The following is a 26,399-nucleotide window of genomic DNA, read 5'->3' as shown; positions in this document are numbered from 1 at the left end:
GAGGGAAGTATGTGCCTGACGACAGGTATAAGTACTTCCACTATATGTTACTGTATCATTTACCGCATATGCAGTATTTGGACGTTCATACAATATTTATACCATAACGAACATTGTTCGTAAAGAACAATGTTCGTTATGTGTTAGAACACCTACATGTTCTAACTTTAGAACTCTCATCTTTTTCGCGCCTCCAAAAGGCGGAATTTAGGAGAAGAGGATATCTTGGTGTCGTGTGAAAGTATATCGCAACGCTCCACTACCCGCCGGATATATATCGCTAGCTCCAGAAGTTTGGGCTTACCGGACGCGCTGGGGTTATGGCGGCAGCCGCAGGACCGATCGATGAGGATCGGACGGATTGACGCGGCATCAATGCGTCAAAGTCAAGAGGCCGCTGAAGAGCTTTCGTAAGCTTTTTTCTGTTGCGGACGGAACCACGAGGCAGCAAGAGCGAGTAGAGAAGTCCCTATTAGTGCGATGATGACCCAGCGGTAACCGTGAATGACGAAAGCAAAATCAACGGCAGAAATCACATTGTTCTTTCCGGAATACAGCACGTTCTTCAGGTGGGCTGGCAGCGCTGCGCCGACGATGGTTAAAGAAAGAGCCGTACTCAGCACTTGACCCAAGTTATATAGCATGGACCGCAGTCCATTCGCCACCCCGCGGCTTTGCTCCGGAACGCTTGACATGACCTCCGTCGTATTGGGGGTAAGGAATAAACCGGTCCCGACCCCGATTAACAACATGCCGCAAGCGGTGACCCCGTAAGAGAAATTTCCACCGACCACGAATAGGAGTAGTAGTAGTCCTGCTATAGAAATAAGAATTCCAAGTGAGGCCAGAACTCGAATGGCCGCCTTCTTAGTCAACATGCCAGCAATCGGAGAAATGACCAACATCCCTATCGTAATTGGAAGGATCCTTAGACCGGCATTAAGCGCGTTTTGGTGGAAGGCAAATTGGTAATAGAGAGCGAAGAGCAGAGCAACCGCCGTACGGGCAAAAGAATTAAAGAATGTAGCGATGTTCCCCATACTGAACGTCCAGCTTTCAAAAAGGCTTAAATCTAGTAGAGGTGATGCTGAACGATGCTCATGCCATAAAAATATAGTAGTAAATATGGCGAATATCGCAAAACCTCCGATCACCTGCTTGTCTCCCCAGCCCAGTTCTCCCCCCTTGGATAAAGCAATGATTAGACCCGCTAAAGCGACAAAGATCATGATGCCTCCATATCCGTCCACTTTTTTATGGAGCTGCGCTAGGGGCTTCACCCTTAGAATCCAGAGCCCCCAGATGAGAGCAATGATCCCGAAGGGAACATTAGACCAGAACACCCACCTCCAGCCTCAGGCGGTCGTGACCACGCCGCCGACGACCGGGCCAAGCACCTGCGCGACGGAAGCGGACAATAAATTCAGACCGAGACCGGTGCCCAGCTGCGATTGGGGAAACGCATCGGTAATCAGCGGTGTTGTGTTCGTCACTACGAGCGCTCCTCCGGCAGCCTGTACGATCCGAAGAAGGATTAGTACCTCTACATTAAAAGCATAACCGAGTAGTAAACTGGATACGGTAAAGATGGCCATTCCTATTAAATACATTCGGCTTCTTCCGAAAATATCCGAAATTTGTCCGAAGATTAAAATCAGGATAGTGTTTACCAGCATATAGGAAAGTAAAATCCAGCTGGAAGCTGCCGCATTCGCATGAAATTGCTGGCTTAATTCCGGCAATGCGACATTAAGCGTTCCGATATTGACCAGAACCAGGAACGCTCCGAGACTGGTTACAGATAAGACATACCAGGGGTACATCCTATCGGACTTGGGACTTCTCTTTTGGGTCATAGAGACCAACCTCCTGAAATAAAAAAACGACCCCTGGAACCTGATAAATCCAAGGGCACATCTCCTTTGGGTTCAAACTTCAGCAAAGGCAGAAATGATTTCCTGTGTTGTCCGAACACGCCCGATGCGTGGAAAAATAAAATTTTTCACGTGATCGTGCTCGGCTTGAGAAAACCCGGTCATGGCATCGATCGCCAAAATCAGCTGATACCCATTCATAAACGCTTCCCGCGCGGTCGTATCCACGCCAAGCCCGGTAGCGATGCCGCATAAGACGATGGTGTCGATTCCCCGGCGACGCAACTGCAGGTCGAGCTCCGTTCCGTAAAAAGCTCCCCATTGCTTTTTAGTAATGATGTGGTCTGTTTCGGCGACCCGCATTTCCGGGACGATTTGATCCCATCCTTCAGGCAGATTCAGTGGTGGTGCAGGCGAATCCAACTTCGGTCTCGGGATATCCTTCAGATCTTTGCTAGATACCCGGACCAGGGCAACCATTGAGCCTTGCTCACGGAAAGCATCTGCCAAGGCGGCAGCGTTAGATACTACCTGCTCGGCGGAATAAGGGGCGTATTGATTACCAAGCCATTTTTGCAAATCAATGACAACTAACGCTGTTTTTTGCGGATCCAATAATTTTTCCATTCTATATGTTCTCCTCACCCTTTGGATTTGACCTGAAGTTTAAAATATTAAACATTTGGTCATTTGACTATGTCCGGCCTGCCTCTCTAGTAGCTCATCATTGTCTCCTAAGATACGCCGATAAGTAAGATGGAGCGCTCTTAGATTATGGGGTGTGAAATATGGCTTCCTAAGTTCAGGCCATAACTTCGATTGAATGCGAGTTAAAAAATTATACAGTCCGCTAGTTCGTATAGGGCCATCATTATGTTTTGAAGCCAGTAAACGAAGTTCCGTAAGGCCATCCCCACCCCACTCTCTTGGAAAAAATATAGGTTCTGATGGGGCAAAATGAATCAATTCGTTAAACCATCTTGCAGCATCGTTCTTCACTAGAGCGTGATGAACCCATTCATAGCCGTTTCGATCGGGTTGATTGCGAATGGTCTTGGTTTTGTGAAAACGAATCCAGGAATTATCCTGCGAATCTATAAATAAAGCATTCTGAAGCAAATTAACTATTTCATGAGGCCTTGCTGCAGTTGATAACATCAACAGGCAAGCCCGCCTATGACGAAAGTCCATCAGAATGTTCTCGTTAATTAAAGGAGTTTGATCGTTCATTAAGGTCTGCACAAGAATATAAGCTTTGGACATACTAAATACTCGTCCATGATCTTTTGACATAACACGTCTAGGTCTTGGCATAATCCGTTCTATGTTGTATGAAGCATTTGTAGTTCTTATAAGCCACCTAAGCCAATGTCGAAGCGCCACTCGGAAAAACGTCTTATCTTCTTGTCCCTTCATCTGGCCAAAAATCTCTGTGTATACTTCTGATATTGAATTCTCGCTTATGTCAGTAAGACCTTTTGATCGACATTTGATTGCAAAATACCGGATGTACTTGACTATCGCTTTCCAATAATTTATGCTGATAGTTTTTTTACCGTATCTGAAAAGTAAATTTCCTTCATCGTCGTAATAATCATCAGTTATTGAATCATTCACACGTTGCCTCAAGTAAGAAAATGCAAAGGTATAGAGACTCTCCTCAAACGGCGTTTGGGTTGGATATATTCCCGCGGCTATCCAGAGACTTCTTTCCGCTTCATCGCAAGGTATGACCGGTTTATTTTCAATCAAGGAATCTGTTTCTTTAGCTAACATCTTACCTAGGAGGGTTAAACTACTTTTATGATATTTAGCGATCTTACTTGCTTTTGCTAATACAGAGGAAGTAATAATATGATTACCCTCTAACCCTTCCTTAAGGGCGTAACCTGCGAACCATAAGCAAACTACAGTTCGAAGCAAAGGAATCCTTTTCTTTGCCTTTTGTAGTTGTTTTTCGCTATCCATCGGATACAATACCGGATAGTATTTATCGTAAAGCGCATCAAAGTACTCAAAATTCGGTAACTCGGGAAAAGGAAATTTATTGAATTCGGTCTTGGTTGGAAATACGATCTCTAAAGGCAAACTGATCCGTTGTAAAAAGGCAAGCAGTAATACGTAATCTCTTTGGGTGCCGGGTAACTTGAAAAATATTGTGGGTTGTACCATTTCCGTTAAGGAGCTTGATAAAATAGGTTCAACCCGTCCCCAAGTCTCTGCCGATCTGTATTGTTCATACTCCGATCTTGTCAGATGCTCTCTACTCTCGAATTGTCCCTTTCGCCTTACAGTAATGGGTCCAAATCTCAGGGATTGCCAAGCTAATATTTGCGACACGATTTCACCTCTTTCCAATCTAAGCTCAGACTAGTCGACTGATAACCTCTATTTGAATCTGTTCGTCACTATAGCCGAAATGCCGAATCATGTCCCCAAGCAACGCTATTTGCGTAGCTAATCCGGCCGCCTTGGCGTTTTTGGTTGTAAAATCCCGACTGCCTCGCATCATGTTCCACATGTCCTTGGTTAATCTGGCCAAAGTATGAAATGCCTGTGCTGCTTCACTTTTTCGTATGGCGAAATGATGACAGGAAAAACACTTTGCCTCAAAAAGGCAAGCCCCCTGTATTAAACATCTTCCTACACCTGTAGGAGCTGGAAGCCCGAATTTTGCAAAGAATTCATCTAAAGATAGCTCTTCAGATCCCAAAGCTTTTATCAATTCGTCAGGCTCAGTTTGTTCGCTGGCAAGTGCTTCGAAGATTCGCCAAATAAACCGTCCCGCAATCTCACCATCCTGATATTTCTTAATAGTAGCAAATAACAATGCTTGACGGGAGAGATTACTTCGTAAGTATCGATTCAGCATGGTTTGATTTTCATGACCTGCAGCAAGTCGTGCTAACTCACTGTTCCCGGTTTCGATTGCAATGTGAGTTATGAGATAGTGTCTGTAACCATGAGCCTTCCCTTTTTTTATCTCCATGTCCAATAAATTCTGCTATCTTATCAAAAAACCTATATATTTGTCTTTCATTCAAAATCCAGGGATATTTCTCCAATTGAAAAAGATGCACATACGATGCATCCGCTCTTTCGTTCCGTATCGGTCGGAAGGCTTTATCGCTCGATCTTTTCTGTAAAAATTCGACCGCTCTAAGACCTGCAGAATCAATTATAGGAAATTGGCCGTTACGATGTTTAGCTTTCTCAATACCTGAATATGGGCTGTATAATCCTACCGCTGATGGAGCATTAGGCAATGGCAGCATACATTCTTCAGCCTGAAGATTGAGCAGATACGTTTTACGCACCGGTGATGAGGCAATAATTAACCAAAAAGCGCAACATAAAACTTCAACATCATCTTCGGGATGATAATTTTCAATTGCTTCCTTCATGAGCATCGGGAAGTTTGGGTCATCAAAAGCGAGGCCATCACCGGAATATGTTTCTTCTTGGGCCTCACGATGAATTCCAGAATATAAATCACTGGGCCAGTCAACGTATGTTGGAAAAAATGTATGAGAACCTTTCCCCCAATCAAAGAATAACTTTATGTGTAGAAGATTGTTCCCGGTATACTTAGCTGAAAACTCCTCTCCATCGTTATTCTTTGAAATGTAATCAAACAAATCGAGAAAATCTTCATACTCGAGAGATGAAGCATCCGACTCCCCGTGCTGGTCAAGCCATTTGAAAAATTTATGCAAAGCACTGCCCGCTTTACGAATATAATAGTCTAGCGAATTACTTCGTTTTAAATGCTCGCGAAACTCACGTGCGATATCCCCCCACTTTGGATGCTCACAGCAATCGTCAAACAGTATTCTTTGCCTACGTCTTCCTGGTTCATCCGAATATCCAAGCTCAAAAAGAATGTCCTTTAAACACTTGGCGTTATAACGTTTGTCGTTCGGACGCATTACATCCGCTAACGCTATATCTTCTTCCGTGAAATCGCCCAGCGGTTTCATAACACCTAGAAGGTGTATAGATAGTTTGTTGAACAAACCTATACGGTTTGAGTCTTTTTTGCGGATGTGTTCTGCTTCTGAATTTTTGAGGAGGCCCATTTTGACGGGGAAATCCGACAGATTAACACGACCTCTGGTTGACAGGTAACAAACCAAGTCGTTTCGACGATATTGTGCTACTACATCATTTCCCTTGCAAAAACCTGTATGCCAAGCCCAGAAAATGACATACCATAGGTCTCGACTGTCGCGATGCCGAAAGGTTGGTCTCTCTTCAGGCGGTACAGCTAACCAGTTATCCGGGGCCGGAAATGTAGTAAATAATTGAAGGACGGGATTTTTTATAGAAGAAAATACTTGATTCACATGATTCAAACGCAGCGTGTTTTTTAAAAATTTGCGAAATTCCGATAATGGAGTCCATTCTAGTGTCATTCCGAGTCCTCCTCATGCGCGTGGATTCCCTCTGAGATCTCCGCCTGTCGCATAAATACCCTCCCTAAATGATCTACTTTACCTTTTTCTGTGTCATTATTTGACTCAGGTATCCAATGAATATATGTATCGCGCGTAATCACGACAGAAGAATGCCCCAACCACTTGCTGATCTCTTCGATTGGTCTGCGATATCTTAGGAGAAGTGATGTCGCGAATAAGTGTCGGAAGGTGTGTGGATAGTAGGAACGTAGGTCTACGCTTCCCCCAGTTCGTTGAAATAAGTCATCAGCCAAATTATTATACTTACTGTAAACGCCTTTCTTACTTAATGGCTTCCCTTTTGAATTGTTTGACTCTGATACAAATAGATAGCCATGATCTTCACTTGTGTAATAAGACAAAAGTTCCCGCCGCTGAAGAAGTGCCCAATACAGAAGATCAGTGAACTCCTCTTGTGTTGGAAATCGGATATTTTTCCTGCTAAATGGATCAATTGTTTTGTGAGTTATCAACGCCACGTCCCTGCAGGAAGCCTTCGTTTTCCATCCCGTATCAATGACCCAATTCCCCCGCAACCCGCGTTCTTTTACAAACTGCAAGTTCCCGGAAAGAGACTCGGTTAATTCCTCTCTTGCTGTATGATACACGTTTAAGTTGGAAGGAATTGTTGACGGCTCAATTCGAATCTCAGCTGCTTCACCAGGGCGTAATCCAAAGTAACGCAATATCGCAAAGAGAAGAAGATCCAAAGCATTTTCATACGGATCGATCAATTCAAAGAACATGTCTGCTTCGGTCTCACTAAAGACCTTGTCGTGGTTAATGGGAGAGGCTTGCCTGCTCTTCCCTCCTCCAGGTCCTGCAGTACCGGAATCTCGAGCAATATTTTCCACATCAAACACTATCCGCACCCTACTACCCGCAGTACCCGCTATTAATGAATGATTATCTCTTATTTCTTTTCTCGGAACCTGCTCTAATGGCAGGTATTTAAATCTTGTTGTTCTATCACGCAAGAACTTCAGATATGCACATGCAGTATAGATGATCGGAGCAAGTGCACCAGACGGGTACTCACACCAGTTGGTTTTCTTTAAATCGTTATGACTGCTTCGAATTACGGTTGATAGCTTCCCTTCTGCCATTGCATGTTTGTTAAGGGGGATATTCTTTAACATAGACCAATGAATCCCGTGAGTCGCCACCTTTAAATCTTCAAATGGCTTGTAACCTTTTGGAATACATCGAAGGTAATCCGCAAATCCCAGTAATATTACTTCAATAGGATACGGTCCACCTGCTTTTACTTCGATATTATGGATATGTTCAAAATCTTCCTCTAGCCTCCAGAACATCATGTAATCCAAGAACTTTTTCAGATTCTGGGCATGCCATGTAACCGTATTCATTTTTAGCTTTTCCGTTAATAATAGATTCATTAAAAATGTTGTAGCTTCATGATGAGTACTATGATTTGGTTTAACAATAGCGATCACTTGGGTACCTTCTACTTGATGTATGTAATGTAAACCATCAATGTTAAGGGATTTGTAGTATCGGGCATACCCAACCAATCGCATTGTTTCCCCCATTAGCTGTGCTATGCTCAGAAGCTCTTTATACACACACTCCCCCCCTCTCCCAAGCATTTTTATTCATTCCTCTGTATAAGTTGAGTATAGAGGGACCACCCCCACCTCAATTATGTTTCCATAATTTTCTTTAATTCTACACAATACGTTGCATTCTGACAACAATAATTCACCCCCTATCCATAGATAAGATAAGGGGTTTCGAGATTTACATTATTTACTTCCCATTTCTCCTTCCTCTTCTCCAAGATCATACCCTAATAAATAAAAATGATTTAAGAAAGAATAAAGTTCTTTGCCAGACACCTCTTGATTATTATTGGCTAGCTTCAAATGATACTTTATCACGTTCAACTTTTCTTCACTTTTAGAAGGGCTGAAATTGGCTTGAGTTACCTGCCTCTCAAATTCCTCCACATCTTTCGTATGCCGTGCCTGGTTCAATAGCCACTGTACATTATGAAAATCTGTTGCATTCAGTGGACCCGTGATTAGTGCAATAATGTCTTTTTCTTTATTAAAAATTTTAGGATTATTAAAATCACTCCACGCTGCTCGAATGACTTCCGAGAATATTTCATCTCCTTGAGTGATTTTAATCCTATGCTTGATCTGACCAAGTAACTTTCGCTTTCTCTTTGAAGCAGGCTCTTCTATTAATACAATAAAGTCATCAGTATTAAACCCATCAACTCTTCCTTGTAGTTTTATTTCAGTAATAGGCCAAGGAGGCAAACAAGGTGCAACTCCTCCTGTAAGCATTAAGATGACAAAAGAAGCTTGAACGTGGGCCTCAAAATGTCCTCCCCCGCCTCCCGTAGAAATCGGATTACTGAGTTGTTTATCCTTCATATTAATTTGTCCTCACAGAATACTTTGTTTTATAACTTATCAATCTTAACGTAAGTATAAGTCGCAAAACAGTTTTCATCAAATTGCGCTTGTTAATTTTAATATTCAATATTTTCCACAAATCCCCTGCCATCTCCAAGAATTTCAATACACCTCGAAACCGTTTTATCACAAACTCACGAAGTTTAGGGTTATTATCAGCCATTCCGAATTGGAAACTGCTTTGACAACGCTTGTATTGAGTCGTTCTTTTCGCATCTCAAAACCGAAAAGATCTATTTAACTAAACCTCAAACATTATTGGAGCTATAGCAGGATATCCAAAATTACGATTAGATTTACAACCATTGGCGCTTTCAGAAATGGGAAACGGTCGCAGCATAGGGTTGTTTTTTAGGGGTTGTCTACTTCACAAGGTTATGACCAAAATAGCGAATTTTAATGGGACAATGTTCTTGTCCTCGGCATCATCCACGTATTGTCCCATCAAATAATCTTTTTACCTAGCCAGCTAAGCGTTGTTTTCTGGAAATAAAAAAACTGATGATTGGAACCAGCACCTAAACCTTAAGCCTTGATATAAATACTGTAAACTCCTATTACCTGTCGGTTATATTTTACATCCACAAATAATTAACTGTCATCTAATGCGATATATTTTTTTGGAAATTTAAAATGACAACCTTCAGATGAGCGACTGAGCCTCTCCTTCTCGGTTCGGCACCAGGAGAACCGCAACTGCGTCGCGGGCAGCCGGCGCGCAAAGCCTCGTGTTACTGCTTCCGCAGCACCTCCAGCCTATCCTGCGGCCACCATCCAAGACTACGAAGAAAAAGAGAAAAGAGTTATAAGAACCAGAATCTTTCGAAATCCTTTGAATCTTATTAGATGAGTATCAAATCGGCAATGGGATCAAGTTCTTCTCCTCGAGTCGGGACAAGAACTTGTACCGTTAAAGCAAAAAAGGCACTATATTATCGACTTTCAATGGAACTATGTTCTTGTCTCCCGATTTATAGGTTTGCGACAGAAGACAACAGGCACGTTTCTTATTGTAAAATGTATAAAATCTTCAATTCGTCTATGCGCTTCTCAATACTTCCGATGATGATCCTAGATTATAGATCTTCCACTTTCAACTGTGAACGATCAAGCCCGTTATTTAAGGGTTGCTCCTATCGTGAAATGGTTCAATAACCCGAATTGCTTTGTTGGGAATGGGATAATATTCTTATCAAAATCGATAATGAGATAAAGTTCTTGTCATTTGGTTTTGACAAGAACTTTATCCCAAAATAAAAGAGCCGCGATTTTCGCAGCAATTAATGAAATGTTGTGTTACCGCTTTTGCATTCACATATTTCATAGTTTGATCAACAATATCCGCATTGGGTTTGGCCTCGTATTGTCGATATTGTATAAACATGGAATCAAAATGCTGGAACAATTATCACTAAAAAGATTCCGGATGATTTAAAAGAACTATTTAGACATTCAAGTGTTTCTTATATACCAAGTAAGCTAACCTGTTATGCTTAATTTGTGTAAGCATTTTAGCTTTTCTCTTCGAAACAGGTTCCTCAACAAAAACAATTAAGCCATCGGTATTAAACCCATCGATTTTCCCTTGAAGCTTTAATTCGACCACAGGCCATCGCGATAAACAAGGCGCAAATCCACCTGTAAGCATCAATGTAACAAAAGAAGCTTGGATATGAGCTTCAAAGTGTACACCGCCGCTCCCGGATGCAAATGGATTGCTCAGTTGCTTATCTTTCATACATATCAATTCTTTTATATGAGTAATATATTTTCAATTAAAAATTTTTACATATAGAAACTGGTAGTTTACAACAAAGAAGTCGCCAATCTGGCGACGCCTCTGCAGAATCTATAAGCTATTTAAATCAGTAGGCTCTAAGTTTTTTTGATGGTAAGAAATTGTGAACATAGCGAATATCTCCATCATTACTCAAAACGCTCATTCTGATTCTGTTCTCGTGATTGTTCCCATTCATGGACTCTGATAATTTCTTTCTTCAAAATCGGTTCTTTATTTTTGGCCCACTGTGAGACAACTGGATTTTCGTGAATCATAAGGCTTTCTAACAGTGGAAGGCGTTTTACCATTTTATCTGCTAGTGATCCTTCCCATTGATTTGGATGAAAGACATGCATAAATTCTTCTAAAATAACTGAAGGATCAGAATAATGATTGATCAGGAATATTGCTACGGGTGTCCATTGCAATTGATCGGCTACATGCATGTACGGTTCAATAGCCGATGCTATTAAAGGATAATGTGCTTTTCCTTTGATGTTACACCATTCAATAAATGTTTCATGGGGGATGCTTCTCAATGGACTCACCATCAATTGTCCACTGAATATCTGTTCGATGTAGTAATCTAATTCGTTATGATCTCCTATAAATACATCCAAAAATACAAACGGATGGGCCTCAACTAGAGATTTATAAATATAATCAAAGTTGGTGTGAAAAACACGATTATCTGCAATGGCAGTATAGAGTTTTACAGCTAGATGTTTTGCTTTATCAGCAGCATCTTTGTTTTGAAAGCATGATTTAACTATTTCTGATATTTGATATGAATCGCTATTAGTTTCTTGAGAAAAATCGTAACCTAAAACTAATTCTTGGCCCAAAGTGAGTATTCTTGGACTCAATTCATTATTGTTTTGGTGAAATTTCATATTAAAGATATCTATAGCAACGGCCAATCCATTCTGTTTAGAGCTAATTAGTCGAATTAACTCGCAGAATAAGTCTTCGTTATTTAGTTCAGATGTGTGTGTGTAAGCTAGATTCCCGTATAAGTAAATTGGTGCTTTCCCTAGCTGGAGGGATCTTTTTATACGTTCAATTCCATCTATGTCAATTATCACAATCTGAAGAATTGGGAAAACTTCCGAAAGTATCTCGTGATCTATTGCTTCATCTAGTAGTTCTTTAGTGCTGCTGTTATCAGTTGAAGTAAGATAATCCAGAAAGCCTTGTAGCAGTTGATAATTACGTTTATTGTGTTCGATCGTACTTAGTTTTTCAACCATTGTAGCCCATAGTTTTTTGGGATCATTAGTCCCTTTGGCCAGGCCTTGTCCTAATTGAAATACATTTCTTCCATTAGTACTCATGAGATGTATCAACAAGGCATTCAAGGTATCTTCTTGAGAACTAATTTTATAGCCAAAATCTTGCGATAAATCTCTAATCTTAGTCAATGCCTCTTCAGTATCTTTTGCTTCTACTATGTTAAGAAGACTTCCGTGATCGGGCAATGTTAGCAGCATTACTTCATCATATAAATTTTGGGGTCCCAGTAATGTAGCTAATGATTCAAGTCGAAATACAGCTTCTTTTGACATTTTGTCAGAATCAAACCCTATAGTGTTTTTAACAGCATACCAAGCCCCATACCATGGATTTTTAGCCGAAATTTCTCTCACAGCGGATTCTAACGCATTGTAAACTTTTGCTCTAGTCCATATCCCCCTGAATTTTCTACAGAGGATTGCCTTTATCTCAGTAGATATTATTTTTTCTGATAAAACTATTGACACAGCATATTGAATGAATGTTTCATACCAAGATCTGATTTCATCATTAGATGTTGGATGGTACCCATAGTCTCGGACGTGAGCTCCAAAATCAAAGCTATTAATAGATGTAAAATGCCAAGCTTCTAGTGCTGCATCTAAAAGGGAAAGTCCTAATGCATTTTTTTGCTCTGAATCTGACTCAATTAGATTAGAAATGATTTTTAATCTTTGATCTACAGTAGCGTGTGTTCCAGAAAGATAAATGTAAAATAATGATTTTAATGTACTGCGTATCGAGTTTTTGTTCTCGTTAACATCTTCTGTTAAAGCAAAATGAAATAATAATTGAACAGATCTATCAAAAAACTCAACATCATATGCTAAAGACTTTAACAAACTTGTAAAGTAACTAAAATTTTCATTATGACGGGAAAAGAAAGTTGAGTCTCGATCTTGATCTAAAATTTCCTCCATATGTGCTAGGACTAATTCGGGGTGAAGTGGTGCAACATTACCAAGCATAGTCACAGCAGCATTATCGAGTTTGCGAAAATCCTCCAACGGTCCCCCATCTGAGAGCCATTCTTGAGCAACTTTTCGAGCAGTTTGATTGTGATGAAGATAACCAAGCCTTCTGGAAAATGATATTAATAACCTCTTATTAGCACGCTTTTCAAAAACATCTCTTAGTAACGGGAGTGGAAAATTCTCTAATGAGCTCTGTGCTAACCTATTTGCTATAGCATGTGGTAATACAGCTCTCCACGTGCTCCGCTGCTGTACGAGATCTCTCCTCTTTAATTCGGCAACATTTTGATACAGTTCCAAGACACTCATTCCTGCTAATTCAGCAAGAATGGTCATTTCAATATTTCTTGTTGCTTCCGTCTCAATATTAAATGAATAGACGAGTGAACAGATTTCGGCAGCTTTAAGTAACTTTGAGTCTGAATCATGTCGTTGATGAAATAATCTATTAAATAATTCAGAATCCCTTAGGTGGGATATGTTTTCTCCCATCTTTATTGTTCTTGCTATGGCAACAGCAACACGTGCGTTCCCACCAGACATTTCTGCTATTTTTCTTGAGGTTACACTGTTTATATGCGTGAATTTCTTACAAATTACTTTTTCTAATAGCTCTATTGAAGAAGGTTCTAACCGGAAAACAGTTGTTTGTTCGGGCTGATCCTCTCTAACATCGTATTCAACTGTAATTAAACTAATGAGACTATTGTTTGAGTTTAATTTAGTTAGTTGATTATGTAGATCAGGAGGACAATTATCGACTATCAAGATTCCCCGTTTTCCAAGCGATTTAAGTCTTGCAGTAAAGGATTTAGGGTCAGGAAGTGGGGCATCTCCAAGATCTGTATAAAAAGCTAGTGATTTGTTTAGAGCTTTCTCACCAACTTGATCATCAAATAAAGCTTGAACTAGGCGTGTTTTCCCCACACCTGACAATCCAATTAGCCGAACAGAACTACCAGGACGCTTTAAAATTGTTCTTAGTTCCTGAATACCTTGTAACAAATCCATTCCTTTTGCAGCAATACTTGATGAGTTAGACAAACGAGAGGTTCCATCCAATAGATATCCTCCATCATCACTCTCAGAATGGTCTGCCCAGTTATCAAATGATCGCCATCCTTGTAGAGGTTGTCCAATTTTGTCTCTAACCCATAAAATCATAGAAGGATGGCTTCTTACCCAACTGGCAATACGCTCACGATCATAAAAGTCAACTTTTAATTGTGAAGCGTTGGCATAATCTGAAATAGCATCTTGCATGGCTAATTTTCTGCTACTTAATGCAGAATCCGAAGTAGATCCCTGACTACTTATAATAATGTAAGCTCCCTTATTATCGGCTAAATCTCTTATTACTTCTCTTAGTATTCCTTTTGGCCGCATTTCATCCAAAATGTTGCTCCGAGGCATATCAGGTTTCTTCACTTGAAATGCCGTGTTTGATCTCGGGATGAAACCATCATTATCCATTATTGATTTCACTTCAACACGCACATCTATTCCGCCATCTTTAGCATTTTGATTACCTCCCCAAGTCACTCCTGCTGTCGTGATTTGTGCAGATGTCAGTTCTGCTTCACAAAGAAGGCCTACCAAGGATCTTAGGTCGGTATCATTAAGTTGAGCGATTTCATCACCTGTTATTTCAAGCATACTTATCCCCCGTTTTGTATACACATGTATAGACTTCTTGTGCTTATGACTTGTACTCAATCTATATATTACCATTGAAAATTCAACACTTCGAGAACTATGTTCCACGAAGAGAACATTCTTTTGGTAGTGACGGATTTTAATACTTACTTTGTTTTTCAACAGAAATAACTATCAACCTTTACCCGGTTTTATTGGGAACGGTCAACAATTTAGTTTACGTGGTATTGAGAGCAACCAAACACTATTAGCTCCAGTAATTCTTGCTGATTATATAATGATAATTAAAGCTCTTATGCTAAAATTAGGTATGTTTAATACTATCGAAAAAGAGGACCACATATGAAAATATACGAACGAGACTATACTTACCTTACCGATGAAGAATTGAAGCTGTGGGATGAGAAAAAGGAAGCGGAGAAGGTTGGGAAGTTGGGGGGGAAGTGGATACGCAAAAGTTTGTTCAGAGAGTACCCGAAAGCTGCACGCCATTTCATGAGCCTTTTTCCAAATAACTACCTAGACATTGAAGAATTGAAAAACGAGTCGGAGCTTAACTACTTATGCGAAAAATATGCTGAAATGTTAGATAGTCATGGAACGCCTGAGCGAACAGTTTTAAATTGGATTCGAGAGAATAAATCCTATTTCATAATCGCCTCCATTTTACAAAATTATAACTTTGGTCATCACGATGCCTTCATCTTTCCAGAGCTTAAGTTAGGTACAACTATCCAAGTTGATTTCTTGATAATCGGTAAAAATTCAGGCGGTTATGAATTCGTCTTTGTTGAGTTAGAAGCACGGTACGGGAAAATCACTTTGAGTGACGGTGATTTAGGCGATGCTTTCAGAAAGGGTATTCGTCAAGTAAAAGACTGGTCTGATTGGCTCGAATCGTACTATACATCTTTTCAAGAAGCTATTCTAAAGTACAAGAACGCGGCACAACAATTACCTTTAGAATTTATGGTACCCGACAGGACGAGAATGCATTTCGTCGTTGTTGCAGGCCGTCGGGCAGACTTTAACGAAAAAACTTACCGAACTAAGCGTCGTACCAAAACGGAACAAAAGATTGAACTTCTGCATTATGATAATCTTTATGATACTGCTAAGGCAGTTGTTGGAAAAGCAACTTATTAATAACTGCCGATACGTCCACTTTTCTTACACATAAGCCGAATTAAGCTGTTTAGGTAAATACCAAATCAATAATGACACTATGTTCTTGTCCTTTCAGCAACCGGTACAAGTTTTTGTTGTCGACTCCGGACACTAACTTGTACCGATAAAACAAAAAAGCTGCTAAAATAGAGACTTTCGATGATTGGTTCGTCGGAAATGAGATAATATTCTTGTCAAAATCGGAAATGGGATAAAGTTCTTGTCATTTGGTTTTGACAAGAACTTTATCCCATAAAATAAAAAAGCCGCGATTTTCGCAGCAATTAATGAGATATTGTTTTTATCACCCGACAGTTGTCCTGTCCAGTGACAACAAGTTTACCCCTTTTCTTATATGACTTTTGTTGGAACAAGCCTAATAATATTTTTGAACTCCATATTTTTGGTATCATTCTTCTTGAAAGGTATAAACTTGTTGTCACATTTTCAGAACAAAATTATTATTACAAGTAGTTATAAATTACTTTTGTTCTCTATCAAGGTTTACATCACTTATCCATATTATTAACCGCGTTTCGCATTTCTTCATCAGTTAAATGTGTATAGATCATTGTCGTTTGTATTGAAGAATGTCCTAACTGATTTTTTAATCTGGGTACATCATTATTCTCTAAGTGATAACGCGTTGCAAATGAATGTCTCAGAGAATGCACGGTTAAAGCTGGTTTTCCAAAAGCTGTAGCATATTTTTCGATCAGTTTCTCTATGGATCGCTGAGTTAAGCGTCTGCTTTTTCCTTTACGACCTATGGGAGCTGCAATAAACAAAAAGGGTTCGTTTTTTTCTGGGATATATCTAGATTCTCTGATCTGCAGATAATTTTCTAAATCCAGTAGAGCTTGCTTGCTGAAATACACATATTGTTCTTTATTACCTTTGCGTATAACCCTCACTAAAGCTTTAGTCATATCCAGATCTTCAATGTTAATGCCTGCTACCTCAGAGAGCCTAAGACCTGATCCTAAAATGAGGGAAACAATGGCTGTATCTCGTTCACGGTTAAATTGATGGAAATTGAAAATACGTTTATTCTCTTTATTGATTTCTCCGTAATCATGGGCTACAAATAGCCTAAACGATTCAAAATCGTCTTCTCTGAGAATTTTCCCATCAATACGATTGGCAATGGTTTCTTGGCTTTCTTTAACCACATTTAAATCCATTTTGGCCATAACATTGCGCTGGATATATGGCTTTAGGTCACTTGTTTCAGCCTTGTTCTGTAAGTAATCAAATAAGGATTTTAGTGATGACAATTTACGGTTAATGGTTAGCTTAGTATTGCCAAGTTGATACTCCAAAAATGATAAGAAATTTTCCACTTCACGAATGGTTAGTTTCTCTAAAGTGACTAAATTAATGTTTTTGCGGCTGTCTGCGGTAAAGTTTTCTGTAACTAACCAATCAAAAAATATAATATAATCGTGACAATAATTAAGAAGTGTTGTAGGTGAAAGCTTGCGTTTTTTACTATCTATAAATTCCGTAACGAACCAAGGTAGTTCAGACAGTTTCTCATCAACGCGGTTCATATAGTGTAATTTCATTTGCTTATCCATATGTATACTAACCTCCTTATGTAATTATAATCTCTCAATAATTATTCGTCAAATTTTTATTTTACGTAATAATAAAGACTTCAAGGGCGTGCATCTTCAATAAACTCGATCAATACAATACCATTACGCACGACGATACCGGCAAGTGAAATGATACCCATGATACTCATAAAGCCGATTGGCATACCTGTAATAAAGCTACTATCCGGCATCCTATCAACGAACTGGCTGAGGCCGCTTCAAAGTTGATGATAGGATCCATTGAGTCTGACGGGCAGCACATCGCGCCTGTCGAAGAAGTAATTCATGCGGAATTAATGGTTCGGCGCACCAATTAATATCGTAATACGCTTTTAGAAAGGCCCTAAAAAAGTCGAGCACAAGGATAAATGGAATTCTTGCTCGACTTTTTTACTCCCTTTGTCTGCTATTCGCATTCGCTACACAGATTACCCTTCTCCTTCTAATTCATTAACTCAAACGATTTTTACTCCTCTCTGCACATATAAGTACTTTTTCTATATAAACTGTTGTTTATTCATTGTAATATGAAGTGAGATACCTACTAATTTATCATAGCGAGTCGCCAGTCGATGGTAGTTCTTACCTTATTGAAGAAACATTCTACCAAGTGACGTTCTTTGTGATATCCCGATCATATTCATATTTCGATGGTACTCGGCGGTTTTTCTTACCCGGAATCACGGGAATGGCCTGTTGTTCTTCCAAAAAAAGCCCGGAATGCATTCGTATCGTAAGCCCGGTTGGCTAGACTTGTTTCATGGTCAGTTCATGGCTTTAAGCATTTCGTATCCATAGATGGAATCATGCGCCTCGTCTCCGGTCAATTCAAAGCGAAATGGGTTGCCTAACGCATCTTCCACGGGAACGTCCGATCGCTTGTTTGTTTTCCCCCTTTTAGTGCCTAATCCATGCTGATGAACTCGCACAATCGTGGCATCCATCATCACAATTTCCTCCCCGCCACAACGTTAACACCTGATCATGTCGATAGCTCTAGAAGTTGTAGTGGGCCACGAGCCTGGTGGAAATCTTGTAATAAAACTTCCTGCCTTACCTATTTCTTTATATAGTTGTAGCCAGTATGTTGGCCATCTTTTTAATGTTCGGGTTTTAAGGCAAAGCATCTTCCTGCAGAAGCTGATTGGAGAACCAAATTTTTACTATTTGAAATGCTCATCGACAATCTGAAGCCCCGATTGATTTCAATCGGGGCTTCAGATTGTATTCTTTTACCCTATGCAGTCACCATCTTTACTAACAAGACACATTTGCCCTCCATTTCCACATAATAGTTCGTAAAGCCGATGCGTCGACCTGCCGGATCTGTACGCCGAGCCTAAGGGTGAAAGGATAGATTCCACCTGTCGATGTTCTTTACCTTGATCATTTGCGTCATACTAGTTGCCTCCCCTTATTACCAGGATTTCGCTTGTCGTTTCAACAAGCGAATGCCGTTTACACCGAGCTCGACGGCATCGCCCGCGGCATCGCCTGTTTCCATATCCGTGTAGGACTGGCCGTCCAATTTGACGCGCTGCGGCGTGCCTCCGAAATTCTGGATAAACACGAAGTCGGCCGTTCCGTTCGTCCGCGCCTGCGCCGTAACGCCATGAGGAAGCTTTGTATCGATTACCCGCTCCAGGCCGGCCTCTTTAGCCAATAGGTTATAGAAAGCGTTCAGGAAATCGTCCTTGAGCCGGGTCGCCATGTAATAGGCGCGCCCTTTGCCCAGTCGATTCACCGTCAGCGCGGGACGGCCTGCATAGAAACTGTCCGTGTAGACGCCAAGCACTTCCGCACCCTCCGTATGGATCAGCTCGCAAAGTTCATGCGATTCAAATGTTCCAGCCAGGCCGAGCGGATTATCTGTCGCCAATACGACGCCGTTGCGATCATCGTCGTACAAGCCCTCGATCTCCTCCGCCCAAATGCCTAGCGTGATACGTAGCGGTCCCGGGAACCCCCCTAGGTGGCAAAGATCATGTTCGTCGACGATGCCGGACCAGTACGTCGCGACCAGCGTCCCCCCGTTCTCGACGAAAAGTTCTAGCTTCTTTCCGGTTTCCTCCCGGCACAAATATAGCATGGGCGCGACGATCAGCTTGTACGGCGCGAAGTCGTCCTCGGAGCCGATGACGTCGGTTGGCACGCCGTGCGACCACAGCGCGCGGTGCTGAGCGTACGCGGTCTCTTCGTAATGGAGACCCATGTTGCGCGGCCCTTGTGCATCCTTGATTGCCCAACGGTTATCCCAATCGAACAGGATTGCCGCTTGCGCGGGCGTCGAAGTCCCAACGACCTCGATCAATCCCGCCAGCGTCTGGCTAAGCTCCGTGACATCGCGGAAGACGCGCGTATGCTCGTGACCGACATGGTCCACAACCGCGCCGTGGAATTTCTCGCTGGAGCCGCGGCTTTTGCGCCATTGGAAGTATTGGACGGAATCCGAGCCATGCGCCACGGCTTGCAACGAGGACAGTTTGTGCATGCCCGGCTGCTTTAGCTTGCTGACCGGCTGCCAGTTGGTCAGGCTCGGCGTGCTTTCCATCAGCAGAAACGGTCGCCCCTTGATAGAACGAAACAGGTCGTGATAGAACGCGACGAATGCTCCCAGTTTGGCGTCGTCTTGATGCTCATGCCACGTCGGGTAAGCGTCCCAAGAAATGATGTCGAGCAAATCTCCGAATTTACGGTAGTCCAAACCCTCGAACATATGCATGTTTGTCGTGACCGGCAACGCTGACCCTGCTTTCCGTATTGCTTCGATCTCGTACCGGCAGAAATCGATCGTTTGGTCCGTCACGAAGCGGCGCCAGTCGAGATTCTGGCCGTGTACCGCGGATTCGCCGTGCGGAGCAGGGGATTCGATCTGCCCCCAATCGAGGTACGTATGCGCCCAGAACGTCGACCACCACGCATGGTTTAACGCCTCAAGCGTGCCGTATTTATTTTTCAACCACTCCCGGAAGGCGTCTTGGCAATAGTCGCAATGACAATCACCGCCGAATTCGTTGGAAATATGCCATCCTACGACCGCCGGATGGTCGCCGTAACGCTCCGCCAGCTTCCGGTTGATGATGGAAGTCTTCTCGCGGTAAACCGGTGATGTATAGCAGTGATTGTGACGCATGCCGTGCAGGTTGCGGATGCGATTCGCTTCGACCCGCCGAACCTCAGGATACTTCTCCGACATCCAAGCCGGACGTGCGCCGCTCGGCGTCGCCAGCCAAGCATAAATACCGTTCGCTTCAAAGCGCTCGAGCATCTGGTCCAGCCAATCGAAGGTAAACGTGCCTTCCGTCGGTTCGAGCGCGGCCCATGCGAATATGCCGATCGACATGACGTTGCAGCCGGAAAGCTTCATCAGACGGATATCTTCTTCGAGCACCTCCGGATAACGAAGCCATTGATCTGGATTGTAATCAGCGCCGTGCATCATGACGGGAAGCTTGTCGCTGACGGGTGGGAATACTTGCGTGTTCTTCATAGTGTCTATCTCTCCTCGTGTAATGGTGAACTATGGACAAAATCGGGCATCTACCTGCAAAAATGCAGCTAGATCTTGGAATCAAACGAATCCGTTTGAACTTATCGTATTTGTGCTGCTGGGCAGGAATAGCTACTCATCTGCTTTAAACTCCGGAATGATGCACAAACCAAATTCAATTTCCTTTTCATCCAGACGATATGGCTGGAGCAGCTCCGGACCGCAAGAGTTCGATCCAATCCCACTCATCTTGTAATCAAGATGGATAAACGTTTCCTTGCGCTTGGTAAGCTCATAGAGGTGCCCCGCAGCCGCAAGATCGTCCATGCCGTAATGCCCCGCATTGAACGAGAAGGCCTCATCCCCTTTGAAACGAAGGCCCATGCCTAGTGAATTGGATACAGTGACCCATTCTGTTCCGAATCGTGAGCCATTTTCTTGCGGTTTAATGTAAGGAACAAACATCTCATCGACTGTCGTCAGGTAATGCCCTTTCTTTACGCTTCGACGTTTGTCCATATAGCTCTCGTGCGGGCCGAGTCCGAAGTATTCTACTTCCTCCATGCCGGCAGGCATCGTGAGTTGAAGCCCGAAGCGAGGCAAATACAACAGGTCCTCCTTCACGTTCGCTTTTACGCACAGCGCGATTTCCCCCGTCGCCAATACTGTCCATTCGGCGTTTCCTGAGAGAATGGTCGGTACGCTATGGCCGCCCAATGAGAAAGAGACTTGAATGGTGACCGAACCGACTTCCTCCTGCTTCCAATCCACGCGATACACCTTCGTGACCGCCCGATTAAATCCGGCCTCAAGCCACTTTTCTTTCACAAAGCGGTCGTTATCGGTTGGCGCACGCCATACGGAGAAGACAACCGGTTCTTGGATAAGCGACACGCCGTGCCGGGAAATCGCCGTGAATGCTCCCTTGCATAAATCGAAGTGATGGACGAAATCGAAGCCTTTGATCGTCAGCATCCCATCCTCCTCCCGCGCCAAGATGCTGGGCCGGTCAACGGCAACGACGTCTACTTTCTTTCGGATGACGGGTAGCTCGAATTGCTCAAACGCAATTTCGTGCCCCAAGTCGCCCCATGACGTCTCGCGGTTCAATCGGTATGAGATCGTCAGGAAATAACGGCTCTCCGACTCCTTAGGCCAGCATACCGGGATCGATATCGTTTCCGTTGCGTGCGGCGGCGTCGACAGCCCTTCGAGCAGGCCTTGTCCCGCGACTTGGCCGTCCTTCTCGACCTTCCAATGGAAGATGACGTGGGACAAGTCGATGAAGTCGTATAGATTCGTGACATCGACCTTTCCTTCCTCAAGCGCCTTTGCTTCCACGCGAATTGGAGCGATGACTTGCTTCAGCTCGAGCAGACCGGTATGCGGAACGCGGTCCGGCGACACGAGTCCGTCAATGCAGAAATTTCCGTCATTTGGCCGATCCCCGAAGTCGCCTCCGTAGCCGAAGAAAGGTGTGCCGTCCTCCGTCCGCGTCAAAATCCCGTGATCGCACCATTCCCAGACGCAGCCGCCCATCAGCTTCGGGTATTTATATATGACGTCCCAGTAATCCTTCAAATCCCCGGGGCCATTGCCCATCGCATGGCTGTACTCGCATAAGAAGAGCGGCATCGTAGCCGTTTCGTCCTTCGCATAATTCTCAATATACTCGATCGATTCGTACATATGGCTATCCATGTCCAAACACCTCGTTTCGGTGCTGCCTTGATGGCGTGGTGCGGCGCCTTCGTAGTGAATCGGACGGGATGGATCGCGCACTTTCGCCCACTCCGCCATCGCGATATGATTGGCGTCGAAACCAGATTCATTCCCCATCGACCAAATGATGACGGACGGATGGTTTTTATCCCGTTCGATCATCCGTTCCGCGCGTTCGACAAAGCTGTCCCGCCAGGCTGGATTCTTCGTCAGGGCATGGTAGGTTCCCGTCGCGGGCAGCACTCCATGGCATTCCAAGTCCGCCTCGTCGATGACGTAAAATCCGTATTCGTCGCAAAGCTCCAAAAATTTCGAGTCGTTGGGATAATGTGAAGACCGAATCGTGTTGATGTTATACCGCTTCATTAAGACAAGGTCTTGAACCATGTGGGGAACGGGAATGGTCTGTCCCAGCTCGGGATGAGAGTCATGCCGATTGACCCCTTTTAGCTTAACGGCCTGTCCATTAATTCGAAAGACGCCGTCCTTGATTTCGATTTTGCGGAAGCCTACCTGGAATCGGAGGACTTCTTGTCCGGAGTATACGAGTAACTGGTACAAATAAGGACACTCCGCGTTCCACAGCACCGGCGCTTCGACATGGAACGCTAGTATACCCTTCCCGTCGATCGCCGCCGATTGGAAGCCGACCTGCTTACCGTCCGTGTCAAGTAGTTCCGCTTTTACGCCAACAGAGCCAATCGCCTCGATTTCGCAGCGCAGCACGGCCCAGCTGAAATCACTCGCCAACTCTTGCTTGTTGTAGACATCCCGAATGTAATGCGAATCGCGTGCGAGCAAATAGACGTCCCGGAAAATACCCGAAAATCGCCAAACGTCCTGATCCTCTATATACGAACCATCACACCATTTTAAGACCATGACAGTAACCCGGTTCGATCCCGTTCGCAAGACGCCCGTCAGATCGAACTCCGCTGGCATCCGGCTTCCTTGACTGTAGCCGACAAACCGGCCGTTGACCCATAGGTAAAAACATGAGTTCACGCCCTCGAACACGATGAACGGCTTCTTCTTCTCCCAGCTAACCGGCACATTGAAGTCCCTGACATAGACCCCTGCCGGATTGTCGTCCGGCACATACGGCGGATTATACGGAAAAGGATAGTGGATGTTCGTATAATGCAGCTGGTCGTATCCGTTCACTTGCCAGCAGGAAGGTACAAGAAGATCGTCCCATCCGCCGACATCTGCCCTTTCCTCATAAAACCCGTTTTCAACCCCCTGTACACTGGCATAATAGCGGAATTTCCAGCTGCCATTCAGCGTTTGGTAAAAGGGAGATCGCCCTCGCTTCCCCTCCATCGCCCGCCGCGTATCCCCATATGGAATAAAATACGCCCTGGATTCCTCGCGATTGATTTGCCTTACACCCAAGTCCTCCCAATACGTCTCGATCTTAACCATAATCATCCACGCCCTTTCGTCCTTTACGCTCACCACTCGTCCACGCTTCGTCCTTGTAATCGATACTTGCTTTGTTATAATGAATGCCTATTGATCTACTTGCAGGCAAGCAGTCAAAGCGATCGGTATGGAGTGACTGCGGTGAGCTAGCGCCATGTCGTAAGCCTCTGCCGTCGATACGATTTTATTGTATTCGGTAACTCATCCAGCATGATTGAAATGCGGCAGGATGATATCGACGGAAAACCCAGCAGAAACATCTGATACCCGATCACGATAGGCTCAGCGTGAGCATTAGAAGCAGGGTTTCATTCTTCCTCACTCCAAATCTGTGTAGGTTCATGCTCTCCCTCTCCTCTCTCCGCTATGTATCCATTATAGGATAGCGTAATGGGTCTCGAGAATTTAGCCTAGCAACAATAACCCATACTTTTTCACCGATCTGTCGAACCATGTATTTTCCCTCAGAGCAAAAAACAGAGAACCCCGTTCATGATTCAACTAGGGTCTCGCTCACACATGCAGCTATTCAAATCTTGTGCCTCTTGCTCGTAAAAAGTCCCTTTCGAATAGTATGAGTCAAAACGAAAGAAACGGGTCCCCATTCCAAGGAATGGGGACCCGCTTTTCCAATAACTTAATTTCGATGTCTTTAGCTTAGATCCAAAGATCTTGTTACTTTACAGCATCGGCTTTCTTAATAAGTTTGAAGTCATCAATGTTGCCCCACTGCCCGCCGGGAAATTTTAGATGGGCGCCAATAGTCAGAGTTCCATTTGTAACTACAATATTATCTATTGTTGGATTAGACCATTGTCCGGTATTTGTGAAAATATTCCTCTTGCCTCCAGCAAAAATCTCAGATATCTCTTCTTCTCCTCCGCCGTAGACCCAAGCAGATAATTGATAGGTGCCATTTTTAATCCCTGTGATAGTTTGGGAAACTTTGAATTCTGTGGCTGTTGATCTCCAATAGTGTAATGCTAATGTGCCGGAGTGTACGTCAATATCTGTACTAACCGCGTCTGTATCCCCAGTAACCTTCCACGGTTTTAATCCCATCTCAAAGCCAGGATTTTGAATCATACTTGTGCTTGGCACCACAGTAACTTTGGAAGAGTCAGTAAAACCCCCATCATATGAAACCACCGATATGGTTGCTGTCCCAACAGCAAGTCCGGAAATAGTCCCATTATACGGATGTACCCTTACAATATCAGGATTTGAGCTCGTAAAAGTAATTCCTTTATAGGTTGCATTAGCAGGATTGATGATAGCATTTAGCTTACTAGTAGCACCTACTTCAATCGATTCCGTGTGCTTATCCAGAGCTAAAGATTGCACAGGATACCGATTATTTTCAACAGCACCGTCAATAAATGCATCTAATGCCAATGAGGGCGTACCGTCCGGGTCCCATGCAGATTTAGGATACCCAAAATAATTCCCCTCAGGTGCCCAATAAAATACACCCGTTCCCAAATCGTTCGGAGCTGCATGTAATTTATTTTGAACATTTACAAGCATGTTATAAACACTATCAGCATCCTTGGCAACTTCCCCCCCGACTTCAACAATCATGACTTCCTTCCTATATTTTTCTGCGAGTTTATTCATGTTTTCAGTTAATTCATTAATTGAGGAAGTAAAGACCGAATCCGGATAATAAGATAAGCCAATGATATCATAATCGCTATCTTTAAGACCGGCTGCAACCAGACCGGCATAAAACGGTTCAACGCCATTTTCTGCTCCGCTTGCTCTATGGATGATAACCTTAATCCCAGGAAAAACCGCTTTGGCTGCCCTCGATCCGGCTTGAATCAGTTGAACGAGGTTGGACGTATTGCTATACTCCCCCAAGGGATGCATCATTCCATTATTAATTTCATTCCCGATTTGTACCCACTCTGGTGCTACGCCTGCTACTTTTAGAGCATTCATCACCTCAGAAGTGTATTCCGATACATGTACTTTTAATTGATCTAAATTATCGTTGGCCCATGCTTTAGGTGTTATCTGTTTTCCCGGGTCAGCCCAAGTATCACTGTAGTGTAAATCAATCATAACCCTAAATCCGAAGGCGCTTACACGAGATGCTAATGCAACTACTTCTTCTGTACTGCAATGACCATTGGAAGGATCATCAGACGGATCAACAAAAGCCCGTATTCTTATGGAATCAATTCCGTGATCCTTTAAAATCTGAAGAAGATCTTGCTCTTCCCCATTATCATTATAGAATTTATAACCCAGGGCCTCTAATTGTGGCAGCCAGCTGATATCTGCGCCTTTGGCGAACAAGCCAGGGATAGATGAAGCGCTTACCTTTATCGGTAAGATAAAGGCTGTCGTGGATATAATCATTGCAAACGTAAGAATCATAGCAATTATTCTATTTATCATTGTACTACCTCCTTGTTTTATTTGCATCAACACATCTGGATTGAAGCGCTTTCACAAACCTCTATGGATCACATCCCGTTCCACGCCAACTGGATCGTCCACTTGGA

16 protein-coding genes and 1 pseudogene are annotated in these 26,399 nt (G+C 43.2%); 1 reads left to right on the top strand and 16 read right to left on the bottom strand.

Features of this window, described 5'->3' with window-relative positions:
- From C1T21_RS28470 to C1T21_RS13130, 10 genes and pseudogenes are all read right to left on the bottom strand, one after another.
- On the bottom strand, positions 1 to 93 hold a 93-nt coding region (locus C1T21_RS28470), incomplete at its 3' end, for a carbohydrate-binding protein (RefSeq protein WP_374703726.1).
- Positions 94 to 386: 293 nt separating this feature from the next.
- Positions 387 to 1,823 (bottom strand): annotated as a pseudogene (locus C1T21_RS13185) (MFS transporter).
- A gap of 105 nt (positions 1,824 to 1,928) precedes the next feature.
- Positions 1,929 to 2,501: a hydrolase gene (locus C1T21_RS13175; RefSeq protein WP_025723565.1), complete on the bottom strand. Its 573-nt coding sequence runs from the start codon at positions 2,499 to 2,501 to the stop codon at positions 1,929 to 1,931.
- Between the two features lie 39 nt (positions 2,502 to 2,540).
- Complete coding sequence (locus C1T21_RS13170; protein WP_103048586.1) at positions 2,541 to 4,214, bottom strand: site-specific integrase; 1,674 nt, start codon at positions 4,212 to 4,214, stop codon at positions 2,541 to 2,543.
- 25 nt (positions 4,215 to 4,239) lie between these two features.
- The gene (locus C1T21_RS13165) at positions 4,240 to 4,746 is read right to left on the bottom strand and encodes a hypothetical protein (RefSeq protein ID WP_103048585.1); all 507 of its coding nucleotides are present in this window, start codon (positions 4,744 to 4,746) and stop codon (positions 4,240 to 4,242) included.
- 37 nt (positions 4,747 to 4,783) lie between these two features.
- Complete coding sequence (locus tag C1T21_RS13160; protein ID WP_103048584.1) at positions 4,784 to 6,289, bottom strand: hypothetical protein; 1,506 nt, start codon at positions 6,287 to 6,289, stop codon at positions 4,784 to 4,786.
- Entirely contained in the window at positions 6,286 to 7,917 is a 1,632-nt protein-coding gene (locus tag C1T21_RS13155) for a tyrosine-type recombinase/integrase (RefSeq protein ID WP_025723562.1), read from the bottom strand. Before C1T21_RS13155 ends, C1T21_RS13160 begins: the two co-directional genes overlap by 4 nt.
- Before the next feature lie 180 nt (positions 7,918 to 8,097).
- Positions 8,098 to 8,736 (bottom strand): hypothetical protein, encoded by a 639-nt coding sequence (locus C1T21_RS13150; RefSeq protein ID WP_025723561.1) that lies wholly within the window; start codon positions 8,734 to 8,736, stop codon positions 8,098 to 8,100.
- A gap of 1,486 nt (positions 8,737 to 10,222) precedes the next feature.
- Positions 10,223 to 10,516 carry a hypothetical protein gene (locus C1T21_RS13135; RefSeq protein ID WP_025723560.1) on the bottom strand — a complete coding sequence of 98 codons (294 nt, stop codon included), beginning with the start codon at positions 10,514 to 10,516 and terminating at the stop codon, positions 10,223 to 10,225.
- Positions 10,517 to 10,704: 188 nt separating this feature from the next.
- Positions 10,705 to 14,481, bottom strand: a complete 3,777-nt coding sequence (locus C1T21_RS13130) for a hypothetical protein (protein ID WP_103048583.1) — start codon at positions 14,479 to 14,481, stop codon at positions 10,705 to 10,707.
- A 342-nt stretch (positions 14,482 to 14,823) separates the two neighbouring features.
- On the opposite strand from C1T21_RS13130, the gene C1T21_RS13120 reads away from it, so the two are divergent.
- Positions 14,824 to 15,627, top strand: a complete 804-nt coding sequence (locus tag C1T21_RS13120; protein WP_103048582.1) for a Shedu anti-phage system protein SduA domain-containing protein — start codon at positions 14,824 to 14,826, stop codon at positions 15,625 to 15,627.
- Between the two features lie 530 nt (positions 15,628 to 16,157).
- Here the strand turns inward: C1T21_RS13120 and xerS are convergent.
- From xerS to C1T21_RS27340, 6 genes are all read right to left on the bottom strand, one after another.
- A complete protein-coding gene (gene xerS / locus C1T21_RS13115) occupies positions 16,158 to 17,228 on the bottom strand; it encodes a tyrosine recombinase XerS (protein ID WP_103048581.1) in 1,071 nt (356 codons plus the stop codon).
- An 80-nt stretch (positions 17,229 to 17,308) separates the two neighbouring features.
- Entirely contained in the window at positions 17,309 to 17,440 is a 132-nt protein-coding gene (locus C1T21_RS27025; RefSeq protein ID WP_146032491.1) for an efflux RND transporter permease subunit, read from the bottom strand.
- Positions 17,441 to 18,013: 573 nt separating this feature from the next.
- A complete protein-coding gene (locus tag C1T21_RS13105; RefSeq protein ID WP_103048580.1) occupies positions 18,014 to 18,196 on the bottom strand; it encodes a hypothetical protein in 183 nt (60 codons plus the stop codon).
- 470 nt (positions 18,197 to 18,666) lie between these two features.
- Positions 18,667 to 20,739 carry a beta-galactosidase gene (locus tag C1T21_RS13100; RefSeq protein WP_103048579.1) on the bottom strand — a complete coding sequence of 691 codons (2,073 nt, stop codon included), beginning with the start codon at positions 20,737 to 20,739 and terminating at the stop codon, positions 18,667 to 18,669.
- 132 nt (positions 20,740 to 20,871) lie between these two features.
- Complete coding sequence (locus C1T21_RS13095) at positions 20,872 to 23,892, bottom strand: glycoside hydrolase family 2 TIM barrel-domain containing protein (protein ID WP_308411640.1); 3,021 nt, start codon at positions 23,890 to 23,892, stop codon at positions 20,872 to 20,874.
- Between the two features lie 669 nt (positions 23,893 to 24,561).
- Complete coding sequence (locus tag C1T21_RS27340; protein WP_180984587.1) at positions 24,562 to 26,292, bottom strand: glycosyl hydrolase 53 family protein; 1,731 nt, start codon at positions 26,290 to 26,292, stop codon at positions 24,562 to 24,564.
- Positions 26,293 to 26,399 lie beyond the last annotated feature (107 nt).

It is taken from the genome of Paenibacillus sp. F4 (genome assembly GCF_002894905.1).
GTDB lineage: Bacteria > Bacillota > Bacilli > Paenibacillales > Paenibacillaceae > Paenibacillus > Paenibacillus polymyxa_B.
Note: the sequence above shows the minus strand (reverse complement) of the source record. Positions and strands in the feature narration are given on the sequence as shown.

What these genes read in the sequence shown, in the direction of transcription:
- C1T21_RS13175 (WP_025723565.1), bottom strand. Translation starts at nt 2,501, where the DNA reads ATGGAAAAATTATTGGATCCGCAAAAAACAGCGTTAGTTGTCATTGAT.
- C1T21_RS13165 (WP_103048585.1), bottom strand. Translation starts at nt 4,746, where the DNA reads ATGCTGAATCGATACTTACGAAGTAATCTCTCCCGTCAAGCATTGTTA.
- C1T21_RS13160 (WP_103048584.1), bottom strand. Translation starts at nt 6,289, where the DNA reads ATGACACTAGAATGGACTCCATTATCGGAATTTCGCAAATTTTTAAAA.
- C1T21_RS13150 (WP_025723561.1), bottom strand. Translation starts at nt 8,736, where the DNA reads ATGAAGGATAAACAACTCAGTAATCCGATTTCTACGGGAGGCGGGGGA.
- C1T21_RS13135 (WP_025723560.1), bottom strand. Translation starts at nt 10,516, where the DNA reads ATGAAAGATAAGCAACTGAGCAATCCATTTGCATCCGGGAGCGGCGGT.
- C1T21_RS13130 (WP_103048583.1), bottom strand. Translation starts at nt 14,481, where the DNA reads ATGCTTGAAATAACAGGTGATGAAATCGCTCAACTTAATGATACCGAC.
- C1T21_RS13120 (WP_103048582.1), top strand. Translation starts at nt 14,824, where the DNA reads ATGAAAATATACGAACGAGACTATACTTACCTTACCGATGAAGAATTG.
- xerS (WP_103048581.1), bottom strand. Translation starts at nt 17,228, where the DNA reads ATGGATAAGCAAATGAAATTACACTATATGAACCGCGTTGATGAGAAA.
- C1T21_RS27025 (WP_146032491.1), bottom strand. Translation starts at nt 17,440, where the DNA reads ATGCCGGATAGTAGCTTTATTACAGGTATGCCAATCGGCTTTATGAGT.
- C1T21_RS13105 (WP_103048580.1), bottom strand. Translation starts at nt 18,196, where the DNA reads ATGATGGATGCCACGATTGTGCGAGTTCATCAGCATGGATTAGGCACT.
- C1T21_RS13100 (WP_103048579.1), bottom strand. Translation starts at nt 20,739, where the DNA reads ATGAAGAACACGCAAGTATTCCCACCCGTCAGCGACAAGCTTCCCGTC.
- C1T21_RS13095 (WP_308411640.1), bottom strand. Translation starts at nt 23,892, where the DNA reads ATGATTATGGTTAAGATCGAGACGTATTGGGAGGACTTGGGTGTAAGG.
- C1T21_RS27340 (WP_180984587.1), bottom strand. Translation starts at nt 26,292, where the DNA reads ATGATAAATAGAATAATTGCTATGATTCTTACGTTTGCAATGATTATA.